12 protein-coding genes are annotated in these 9070 nt (G+C 62.4%); 5 read left to right on the top strand and 7 right to left on the bottom strand.

Going from position 1 to position 9070, the window contains the following annotated elements; all coding sequences use genetic code 11:
• The first annotated feature begins 157 nt into the window (after positions 1-157).
• Positions 158-775 carry a class I SAM-dependent methyltransferase gene (locus YO9_RS16080; RefSeq protein WP_223285880.1) on the top strand — a complete coding sequence of 206 codons (618 nt, stop codon included), beginning with the start codon at positions 158-160 and terminating at the stop codon, positions 773-775.
• A gap of 14 nt (positions 776-789) precedes the next feature.
• Here YO9_RS16080 and YO9_RS0100325 read toward each other — a convergent pair whose 3' ends face one another.
• From YO9_RS0100325 to YO9_RS0100345, 5 genes are all read right to left on the bottom strand, one after another.
• Positions 790-969 carry a hypothetical protein gene (locus YO9_RS0100325; RefSeq protein ID WP_016995685.1) on the bottom strand — a complete coding sequence of 60 codons (180 nt, stop codon included), beginning with the start codon at positions 967-969 and terminating at the stop codon, positions 790-792.
• Positions 970-1129: 160 nt separating this feature from the next.
• Complete coding sequence (locus YO9_RS0100330; protein ID WP_223285881.1) at positions 1130-1549, bottom strand: SDR family oxidoreductase; 420 nt, start codon at positions 1547-1549, stop codon at positions 1130-1132.
• A gap of 71 nt (positions 1550-1620) precedes the next feature.
• A complete protein-coding gene (locus tag YO9_RS0100335; protein WP_016995686.1) occupies positions 1621-2964 on the bottom strand; it encodes an ATP-binding protein in 1344 nt (447 codons plus the stop codon).
• Positions 2961-3611 (bottom strand): HPP family protein, encoded by a 651-nt coding sequence (locus YO9_RS0100340; RefSeq protein WP_016995687.1) that lies wholly within the window; start codon positions 3609-3611, stop codon positions 2961-2963. Before YO9_RS0100340 ends, YO9_RS0100335 begins: the two co-directional genes overlap by 4 nt.
• A gap of 105 nt (positions 3612-3716) precedes the next feature.
• Positions 3717-4922 carry an NAD-dependent formate dehydrogenase gene (locus tag YO9_RS0100345; protein WP_016995688.1) on the bottom strand — a complete coding sequence of 402 codons (1206 nt, stop codon included), beginning with the start codon at positions 4920-4922 and terminating at the stop codon, positions 3717-3719.
• Positions 4923-5121: 199 nt separating this feature from the next.
• Between YO9_RS0100345 and YO9_RS0100350 the strand changes: the two genes are divergently transcribed.
• Positions 5122-6069, top strand: coding sequence for a LysR family transcriptional regulator (locus YO9_RS0100350; RefSeq protein WP_016995689.1), 948 nt, complete (start codon positions 5122-5124; stop codon positions 6067-6069).
• 97 nt (positions 6070-6166) lie between these two features.
• On the opposite strand, the gene YO9_RS0100355 is transcribed toward YO9_RS0100350, so the two are convergent.
• The gene (locus YO9_RS0100355; protein WP_016995690.1) at positions 6167-6706 is read right to left on the bottom strand and encodes a DinB family protein; all 540 of its coding nucleotides are present in this window, start codon (positions 6704-6706) and stop codon (positions 6167-6169) included.
• Positions 6707-6758: 52 nt separating this feature from the next.
• Positions 6759-7430 (bottom strand): hypothetical protein, encoded by a 672-nt coding sequence (locus tag YO9_RS0100360; protein ID WP_016995691.1) that lies wholly within the window; start codon positions 7428-7430, stop codon positions 6759-6761.
• Between the two features lie 225 nt (positions 7431-7655).
• Here YO9_RS0100360 and YO9_RS0100365 point away from each other — a divergent pair, with 225 nt between their 5' ends.
• From YO9_RS0100365 to YO9_RS0100375, 3 genes are all read left to right on the top strand, one after another.
• Positions 7656-8102 carry an SRPBCC domain-containing protein gene (locus YO9_RS0100365; protein ID WP_016995692.1) on the top strand — a complete coding sequence of 149 codons (447 nt, stop codon included), beginning with the start codon at positions 7656-7658 and terminating at the stop codon, positions 8100-8102.
• A gap of 197 nt (positions 8103-8299) precedes the next feature.
• On the top strand, positions 8300-8542 hold the full coding sequence (locus tag YO9_RS16085; protein WP_223285882.1) for a hypothetical protein: 243 nt from the start codon (positions 8300-8302) through the stop codon (positions 8540-8542).
• Positions 8543-8648: 106 nt separating this feature from the next.
• Entirely contained in the window at positions 8649-9050 is a 402-nt protein-coding gene (locus tag YO9_RS0100375) for a hypothetical protein (RefSeq protein WP_016995694.1), read from the top strand.
• Positions 9051-9070: the final 20 nt, after the last annotated feature.

A 9070-nucleotide genomic window follows, 5' to 3' on the forward strand; every position in this document is an offset into this window, starting at 1 on the left:
CGGTCGGTTTCTCTCACTCCGTTATATACCCCTATGGGGTATACGGCAAGGGGATATCGGTTCGCCCCGGTGAGACTCTGTCGACGTAACACCCGCGCTTCGAAGCCCTCAAGCCATCTCGAAGAAAGTCAGTAGGTGAAGAGGTAGCCTCGAAGGCGTGACCGATAGGCAACGAGTTTCTGCGGATTACGACCGCAACGCTTCTGAGTACATCGATGCGCTGGGAAGCGTTGAACAAATGGCCCTGTCGGACCGAGAACTGATCGGCCAGTGGCGGGATGCGTGCTCAGGGCCGTTACTGGATGCAGGCTGCGGACCAGGTCACTGGACCCACTTTCTATGTCGAGATGACCGAGATGCCACTGGCGTTGACCTGTCTCAAGAGTTCATCGGCCATGCCAGGGCCACCTATCCTGAGGCAAAATTCGAGTGTGGAGACTTCAGTCAGCTGCCGTTGCCGCCTGACTACTGCGGAGGCATTCTCGCGTGGTACTCACTGATACACACTGACCCATCTGAAGTTCCCCGAGTTCTTGAGGAATTCGCTCGGGTACTGCGGCCCGGTGCAAGTCTGCTCCTTGGATTCTTCGACGGGAAGGATGGCGAGGCGTTCGATCATGCGGTGAGCCCAGCGTTCTTCCGGAGTCATAAGGGCATGAGCAACGATCTGAAAGCTGCCGGATTCAGAATCGTCAAGTCTCACCGGAGAACAGATCCGGGCTCCCGACCACATGCCGCACTGATCGCCCGCAAGCCAAACTTATTCACCGCTTAGTGGGAGGAGTACTCCTACGCGCCGAGCCACTCGTCGACCGTCGTGGAGGTGACGTGCGCATCCGCCGGGATGAGGCCTCCGTTGGCAATTCCGCGCCCCAAGTACGAAGCCTCGCGAATGGTCTTGGGCTGCACGCCGTCGATCGATCCCTTCGCGGCAAGAATCCTCCGCGCGAAGTTCGCCGCGGAATCCACCTGGGTCCCCGGACAGCAACAATCTCGTTCCGAGCCGGGCGAGGTTCAGACACGACATCCGCCATGAATGTCACCACATCACTCATCGCGGCAGGCGCCATCAACATGCTTGGCATGATCGACAGCGGCCCCTTGGTCACCCGATGGACGAGCACAGGGATTAGCTCGAACCACTGCGAAGAGCGCACCGTCGTGGAAGGGATATCCGCCTCTTGGTAGAAACTCTCCTGCGCGGCCTTGCCTGGTAGTAGCCATATCGATGGTTCACTTCGGGATTGGCTGCACCCGCGATGGACAGACACACGATCCTGCCGACGCCGTTCGCTTGCGCCGCCTGGACCACGTTCCGTGCCGCGCGGGTGAAGAACTCGATCGACTTCTGCGCGCCGAGCGCATCGATGTGGAGCGCGTCGACCGCGATGTCCACGTCCTCCAGAGCTCGCTCCATGCCCTCCGGCGACATCACGTCCACGCCGTGGCTCCGGCTGATGCGCACCACATCATGGCCGTGCCGTTCCAACTCGTCGGAGACGGCCGAGCCGAAATTTCCACTGGCGCCCAACACCGCAATTTTGCTCATGCGTCCACCCTAGTCACGCCCAACTGCGGGAGATAGGGTGCGGCAAAGTCACCGTGGAGCGGACCAAGCAGCTACAACCGCGCGATCCGTTTGATGTCCTCCTGGAACTCGTGGACGACCTCCGCGGAAACCGTGGCGCGGGTTTGGGCGATAGCTTCCAGGTAGTCCTCGGTCGTGGGCCCGGTAGCGCGTGGTGTGCGAGCGGCGGCATTGTCGGTCTTGGCGGCGTCGTCGGCATCGGCCGCAGAACCATCCGAAGCGGCCCCGTAGACCGATTTCTCCAGCGCGTGTTGGGAGGCCTTGCGCGCCGAGAACTCGATATCCGCCGGGGAGAACCCGTTCGATTTGGACACCAGCAGGTCCAGGTCAACGTTTTCGGCGACCGACTCGGGGATGTAGCGGAGCCAAATGGCTTGGCGAGCGACGTCGTCGGGCAGGCCAATGGGAATGACGTAATCGAAGCGGCCGTGGCGCAGGAAGGCCGAATCCAACGTGCGAATGAAGTTGGTGGCGCAAACGAGCAATCGGCCGGGGCGGTCGCGGAAGGCGGGGATGATTTTCAGCAGTTCGTTGGTCACACCCTGCAGAGGCGATGGCGGATCGCCTTTGCGTTGGGCGGCGATTTCCTCGACCTCGTCGATGAAGACGACCGCGTGTTCCAGCTGCGAGATCTCGAGGAAGATTTCGCGCAGTGCGCCGGCCAAGCCCTTGGGATCCGCGGCGAGACGGGACGGGAAGACTTCCACGAATGGCCATTCCAGTCGGGAGGCAATGGCCTTGGCGAAGGTTGTCTTGCCCGTACCTGGAGGGCCGAACAGCATGACCGCGCGCGGCGGGACCACGCCGTACTGCTGGGCGAGATCGGGGTCAGCGAGCGGCAGGACCAGGCGTCGCTCGAGCATTTCCTTCTCCCGCTGCATGCCTCCCACGTTGTTCCAGAGGTTCCGCGGCAGCAGCCGGCCACCCAGCTCATCGAGCAGGCCGATTTCCTGTCGTTGGATAGGGATTTCACGTTCGAAGTAGCGCAGGTGTTTCTTGTCCTGGAAGCCTGCCTCGTTCAGCGCCTCCACGCGGCGCTCGGAGTCGGGCACCAGGAAGGAGAGCCTGGTGAGTCCCAGTGGTGCGAGTTTGCTTTCAACAGCCGCCAAGAGCGCACTGCCGATGCCCTGGTCGAGCCACTGACTGTCCACACCGAAGAACACGATCCAGCCCTGGTCATGTGCCGCGCGTGCGACGGCCGCGCCGACCACCACGTCATCATCCACGGCCACCACGGCCTGGTCCTCCTGGCATGACGCCAGGACTTCCGAGAGAGCGTAGACGGGTTCCACTCCGGACAAGCGCGAACTCTCCCACAACCGCAGAATCGAGTCCATGTCAGCGGGGTGGAAATCTCTGATATGCCACGTAGTCACCCAAGAACTCCTTTGTTCCGGTCGGTGAGTTGGAGGGCTTCATCATGACACGGGACCTCGGAAGGCGTCACCGAGGTGGGGCGCGGCGTCGTCGAATCGTCCGCGGCATCCGGCCGACGCGATGCGGAGACGTTGCGCACAAGGCGCCGATATCCGAGCGCGCACGCGGACAGCACCAGCGAGCCCACGAGCACGGGCATCAGCAGGTAGTCCCAGCCCTGATGCGACAACAGGATGGCGATGGGCGTGCCACCGGCCGGCGGGTGAATCACGCGCAGCGACGCCATCCCAATCATCGCGAGCCCCACGGCAATGCCCAGGCTCCACCATGCAGTGGGCAGGACCGAATGAATCAGCAGGCCGCACGCGGCGGCAACCACGTGACCTCCGACCACGCTGACCGGCCGCGAGAACGGCGAATCCGGCACCAGGAACAGCAGCACACACGACGAGCCGAATGCGGCAATGAGCAGCGGAACCCCGAATAAATCACCGGTGAAGCCCAGCAGGGCAATCGTGAGTGCGCCGCCGAGCCCGCCCGCAACGATCGTGGTCAGGGGTAAAGATTCGCGCGGCCAGCCACGCAGCCGAACCGGCGAAAACTTCTTCCCACCCGAAGGGGCACTTGGCTGACGCGGCGAATTCATGGGATTCCTTCAATGGTTGGTACGTATGCGGGTACGAAAACGAGGGGGATGCCATCGAGAGACAGCGATCCCCCTCGTGTTGTTCGGGTGGTGGTCAGGGGTGGATTACGACGTCGCCTGGCTGAGTTCGGCTTGCCCCTCGTCTGCTTTGGTGGGCACCTTGGCGTAGGACGTCGCGCCCACTCCCTTGTAGGAGCCGCCTTCGACGATCAGGTATTCGGGACGGATGTCGTTACCGGCGAACCAATCTTCGAGGATTTCGCGGGTGCCGGCGGCGTAGCGAGCCTGTCCCGAGAGCGAGGTTCCGGAGGTGTGCGGAGTCATCGCGTTGTGGGGCATGGTGCGCCACGGGTGATCCACCGGTGCCGGCTGAGGGTCCCAGACATCGCCGGCGTAGCCCGCGAGCTGGCCGCTTTCGAGGGCCTGAACGATCGCGTCCCGGTCCGCAATGGCTGCGCGGGCGGGGTTCACGATGTATGCCCCGCGAGGCATGGTGTTGAGCAGCTCAGTGTTCAACAGGCCACGCGTCTCGGCCGTGAGAGGTGCGTGCACGGTCAAGACATCGATGTTCTGGACCAGCGACTCGATGCTGTCGTGGTAGGTCAGGTTGTACTTGCGCTCGTAGTCCTCGCTCAGGCGGAAACGATCCGTATAGCTGAGGTGCACGCCGAACGGGGCGAGGCGCTCGATCACCGCGCGACCAATACGACCGGCGGCAAACACACCCACGCGCATGCCTTCCAGGTCGTAAGACCGCTCAACGGCGTCCGCGATGTTCCAGCCGCCCGCCGCGGAGATCTCGTGCTGCTTGACGAAGTCCCGGACGAGTACCAGAACCTGCATCACGGTGTGCTCGGCAACGCTGATGCTGTTGCTGTAGGTGACTTCCGCGACCGTGATGCCGCGTGCGTTGGCGGCGTCCAAGTCGGTGTGATCGGAACCGATGCCCGCGGTGACCACGAGCTTCAGGTTCCGAGCCTTCTCAATGCGTTCGGGGGTGAGGTAGGCAGGCCAGAACGGCTGGGAGATCACGATGTCCGCGTCGGGGAGTTCGCGTTCGAAGACAGAATCCGGGCCTTCCTTGTCGCTGGTAACGACCACGGTGTGGCCTTCGGATTCGAGCCAGTCGCGCAGACCCAGACCGCCAGACACACAGCCGAGCAGCTCACCCGGGGTGAAGTCCAACGCCTGGGGCGAGGGCAAGGTGGCCCCACCCGGATAGTCGTTGATGGAGGGGATCGTGTCACGCGCATACTCGGGCGGGTAACCGGTCACGGGGTCCGGGTAGAGCACAATCAGGATTTTTGACACAACAACTCCATGAGTTTTCGAGGGGTCTTTGGGATCTTGTCGTCTGGCCGTCGTGGATCGTGTTTCTTGTCGATGCGGCGACCGTGGTTTCCAAAGCTTGATTTCCAAATTAGGAGCAATTGACAGCCCCCACCACGGGCGTAACGTTGGGCCAGCACAACGCATGGTTGTGGGTCGCTGCGGGTGGAAGGAACAGTCGGTGGAGAACAGCCAGCTTCCGGATGTGCGGACGCTTCAGGTTCTGGAGGCGATCGGGCGACTGCAGTCGATCACGCTCGCGGCAGGTTCCTTGGGTATCACGCAGCAGGCGGCCTCGACCCGGCTCAAGCGGCTAGAGACTCGGCTCGGGCGAAGTCTGGTGGTGCGCGCGGCGCGGGAATCGCGACTGACGGACGACGGCCAAGCCCTGGTGAGCATGGCCCGCCCGTTGTTGAGCGCAGCCACTGATTTCGAGAGTGAATTGAGCGCTTATCTTTCCCAGAAGCACGCGGTCAATGTGGCCGCCAGCCTGACCATTGCGGAGCACTTTCTGCCGCGCTGGATCGTGGCCTACCGGGAGGCCGGCAACACGGCGAGCCGCGTGAACGTCACCTCGACGAACACGCGCGAGGTGATTCGTCTGGTGTCGACCGAGGCTGTGGAGCTCGGGTTCATCGAGGGTTTCGCTCCCCCGCCGGGGTTGCAGTATGCGCCGCTCGCCTTGGATGAGCTGATCGTTCTTGTGGCTCCGTCACACCCGTGGGCCGCTCGCGGTCGGGTCAGCGCGCGCACTCTTGCTGCCACCCCGCTGATCACCAGGGAGGACGGCTCGGGCTGTCGGTCGGTCGTGGTCGCCACCTTGGGTCAGCACGGGATCCCGCCCGAGCAAGTCGCGGATCCGGCCATGCAGCTGCCCAGCAACACCGCCGTGCTTGAGGCCGCTGCCGCCAACGCTGGTCCAGCGGTGCTCAGCACGCACCCCGCGGCGTCTTTTCTGGGCGCTCACCGGCTCGTGCGGATTGAGGTGGATGGGGTTCGGTTCCGTCGCAGCCTTGGCGCGATCTGGCGGCAGGGTGCGGAACCGCCCACCCCGGCTTCACAGGAATTTCTCCGAGCGGTATCGCGCATGACGCCGCTGTCCGGGCGTCAGACGGAGGACGGTTCCTGAGCTTGGTCACCTTTTGGCTGAGCATGCTTTTCGGGCACGACGACGCCGCCGCTCACTCGCCTTTCTGACGTTTTGCCTGGCCGCGAGCGAACTGCTTCTACTCCCCCGTGAGCCCGTCGATGGACTCCCTGATGAGGTCCACGTGCCCGTTATGACGGGCGTACTCCTCGATCATGTGGGTCATGACCCAGCGGAGGTTGTGCGTTTCGCCGTGTCGTGTGGCTTTGCTGAGGGCGTCCAGGCCGCCTTCCGCGTAGGCGCGTTCCGCGCTGTCACGTGCCGCCGAGACGCTCTTCTCCCAGTTCCCGACGAGCGTGGCCGGGTCATCGTAAATGGCGGTGTGGAAGTCCCAATCCGGGGAGGTCTTCCAATCGACAGAGGCCCAAGGCTCGATGCCATCTTCAGCCCAGAGGACTTCCCTGAACCACTGATCCTCAACGAGCGTGAGGTGCTTGATGAGACCGGCGAGCGTCAGGCTGCTTGGGCCCAGCGTCTGCGTCAACTGAGCCTGGCTCAACCCCGAGGTCTTCCACGCAAACGTCGCCCGAAGGAACTCCAGGAATCCCGTGAGGGTCTCCCACTCATCACCGGCGATGGGCGGTTCAGGGCGGCCGTGCTCATCCGTTTCGGTAGTCATGCCATCGAATGCTATCCGGGTGACCTGCGGAGTTACGCCTCACCCACATCGATTAGCCGCAGTTCGATCCGCCATCACTCACGCCTGTGAAGGTCAGCTCTTGCCCGTTCGACAATGTTGCGGTGACCTTGACAAAGTTCGGCATCCTGCCCTCGGGGCTGGGGCAAGTTCGCGGTGCTCTGACGTCCGTGTAAGTGATGGCGAAGCGACCCGACGGTCCTGTGGTGAAGTCCCTGCACCCCGTGGCGTCATTCGTGTACGTCCCGTTGGACCCGTTGGTACCTGCGGTCCACAGGAAGTTCAGATCCCACGCATCGCGAGTAACACCACCGGGAAACTCCGTTCCGGCGAGGTTCTGCGTGTTACTCACGGTATTTCTCCACGCGGTGCCACTGCCGGGGGTGTAGCGCATGGCATTGTAGTTCTCACCGTTTCGGCTCGACGTTCCATTGCCGACCCAGAATGCGCCCGGACCAGCAGACGTCTGTCCAATCCGGTTGGCGATCCACCACTGATAGCTAACGCGGGTGACGGTGACCCCGGCGGGGAGGTTGTCCACATAGGTCTGAGCGCCCGCATCCAAGGATTGTGTGGTGGAGGAACTACCGATCGTTCCCCATCTGTAGATGAGTCCGCCGCTGATCCTGAGGGTGGGGGTGCACGCCGAAGCCTCATACGCCGGGACCGCCGATGCCGCGACGATGACCGGAGCCGCCCAGGCCACACCTCGCGCGAGGGAACGTCGGGAAACTGGATGTGTATCAATGGTGGGGGATGCCATGAGGGCAGTTTACAGAAGCAACCAATCATTCGTGCTCGTCACAGGCACGTTAGCGAAGTAGCGTCACTCACCTTCGTAGCTGAAGGGTCAACTTCATGTTCAGCCCTTCTCTGATGTCGTGGCCGGTGGTTGACTGGGCTTCCAACTACATAAGCTCGGGAGCTTCCCATGAGCGTCACGCATCAGACCCTTGATATCAGTCAGGTCATCCCCGCGCCCCTGGACACGGTGTGGGCCGCGTTCCAGGACACCACATCGCGGTCGGTCTGGAGCGTCCCCAAGGGCGACGACTTGGTCTATTCCAAGGACGACTTCTACCCAGGAGGCCGCGCCTCGTACCGCTGCGGACCGTCCGGTGATCTCAACGTCGCGGGCGAGATCGGATACATCCAGATCACTCCTCACGAGCTGGTCGTCCACACCGACACGGTCTCAACCGGGGGCGCTCTCCTCGCGACCGCACTGGTCACCTGGACTTTCGAACCTCACGACGACAGCGCCCTGGTCACCATCGTCGACCAAGTCGCCTCATTCGTGGGTCAAGACATGATCGATGGTCACCGGAACGGTCACACCATCGCACTCGCACAGTTGGCGGAGTTTCTGAAGTCCTAGCTGAAGCGGCCTGACACTGGCCTGACACTCAAGGTCCTTCACCGCGAGCGCTACACATCTGCGGCAGTGGTTCGCACGTCAACGGCGGGTTTTCCTACGTCCCTCTGCCAAAAATGTCATCACCCGTCACCAGAGCGCGAAGCCCTGCCCCAAATGTTCAGACCGGCCCTCACCATGCCTCACCCCTTGAAGGAGCCATGGCTCGATCCGGCTCAGAAGGCGAACCAGTTCTAATCAGCGCCTCGGTTGATGAGCACGTAGAAGAGCAAACCGGCAGCTATCAAGACTGCAAAGACGATCGACAAAGCCATGTCATTGATGGCTCCGGCGACCCTCAGCACCAGGGTGCCGATTCCCAGGATGACCAACAACAGGCTGGGATGAAAGGTCTAAAAGCCACAGGAATGCCGTACTCGCCACCTGCACTCACCGCTCGTTGATCGGGTTCCATACCCCATGCCATCAGCCGCTGGCCCACAGCGCAAGACTCATCGGCAAGTTCCCACACGAACGTGCCCCAATTCGTTAATGCCACCATGGAAAAACATGCGATTCATTGAATGGGCCCTACTGGCCGGCACAGCTCTCACCATCGGCCTACTCCGCACCACCGTTCAACTCATGGTTGATGGTGCGGACAATGCCTCCACCCCGCTGCTCGTGCTTCTGATCGCGGGCCCACTCACAGTCATTACCTATTTCGCAGTGCGCTGGAGTGGCAAGAAGCTCGTCTTCGGAACCTTCCTCGCCAGCACGGCACGCGTGTTCCTGAGCTGTCTGATCGCCGCGCTTCTCTACGCGCTGCCCGGTCTCATCTTCGACGAAAGCGGCCTGCTCGACCTCTCACTCACGCTGCTTTTCGCCTTCGTGATGGCCCTGATCTTGGCCACCATCATGGCCCGATTCCTTCGACACCAAGTGCCTGACACCCCCGAAGATCTTGCCTGAACAACAGGTGTCCCTGCCCT

The sequence above is a fragment of the Kocuria atrinae C3-8 genome (genome assembly GCF_000286355.1).
GTDB lineage: Bacteria > Actinomycetota > Actinomycetes > Actinomycetales > Micrococcaceae > Kocuria > Kocuria atrinae_A.

Coding starts and splice junctions, on each gene's coding strand:
- YO9_RS0100355 (WP_016995690.1), bottom strand. CDS start 6,706: ATGACTACCGAAACGGATGAGCACGGCCGCCCTGAACCGCCCATCGCC.
- YO9_RS0100330 (WP_223285881.1), bottom strand. CDS start 1,549: ATGAGCAAAATTGCGGTGTTGGGCGCCAGTGGAAATTTCGGCTCGGCC.
- YO9_RS0100340 (WP_016995687.1), bottom strand. CDS start 3,611: ATGAATTCGCCGCGTCAGCCAAGTGCCCCTTCGGGTGGGAAGAAGTTT.
- YO9_RS16085 (WP_223285882.1), top strand. CDS start 8,300: ATGGCTCGATCCGGCTCAGAAGGCGAACCAGTTCTAATCAGCGCCTCG.
- YO9_RS0100365 (WP_016995692.1), top strand. CDS start 7,656: ATGAGCGTCACGCATCAGACCCTTGATATCAGTCAGGTCATCCCCGCG.
- YO9_RS0100375 (WP_016995694.1), top strand. CDS start 8,649: ATGCGATTCATTGAATGGGCCCTACTGGCCGGCACAGCTCTCACCATC.